General features: G+C 67.7%; 1 protein-coding gene. It reads right to left on the bottom strand.

What is annotated here, in order from left to right; genetic code table 11:
* On the bottom strand, window positions 1–659 hold a 659-nt coding region (locus QQJ84_RS19105; protein ID WP_284259925.1), incomplete at both ends, for an ABC transporter ATP-binding protein.

The following is a 659-nucleotide window of genomic DNA, read 5'->3' as shown; positions in this document are numbered from 1 at the left end:
AGGGCGGTTTGCACGGCGGCCTCGCTTTCAGTGTCGAGCGCGCTGGTGGCTTCGTCGAGCAGCAGGATGCGCGGGTTGCGCAGGATGGCGCGCGCGATGGCGACGCGCTGGCGCTGGCCGCCGGAGAGACGCTGGCCGTTGAAGCCGACACGGGTTTTGAAGCCTTCAGGCATTTCATGCACAAAGCCGCAGGCGGCGGCGGCGGCGGCGGCGTATACCTCATCGGGCGTGGCGTCTGGCCGGCCAAGCTGGATATTGGTGTAGATCGTATCGTCGAAGAGCAGCGTGTCCTGGCCGACATAGGCGATGGCATCGCGCAGGGATTGCAGCGTGACGCCGGTGATATCCGCGCCGTCGACGCGGATATGCCCGCCGGTTGGGGTGTAGAGGCGGGGGATGAGGGCCAGGGCGGTTGATTTGCCAGCGCCCGAGGAGCCGACCAGAGCCAGCATCTTGCCGGATGCGGCGCTGAAGGAGAGGTCTTTCAGGCCGGGGCGGCCGTCAGGGTAGTTGAAGGCGACATGCTCGAACACGAGTTCTCCCGCGCCGGGGGGGAGCGGCACGGCGCCGGGGGCATCGGCGATGGCGGCGGGTTCGTCGATGATGGCGAACACGCGGATCATCCCGGCGAGGCCCTCCTGGATGGAGGAGTTCATGGT

It is taken from the genome of Acidocella aquatica, from assembly GCF_030160635.1.
Classification (GTDB): domain Bacteria; phylum Pseudomonadota; class Alphaproteobacteria; order Acetobacterales; family Acetobacteraceae; genus Acidocella; species Acidocella aquatica.
The sequence above is the reverse complement of the archived record's forward strand: the minus strand, read 5'-3'. Positions and strand labels throughout refer to the sequence as shown.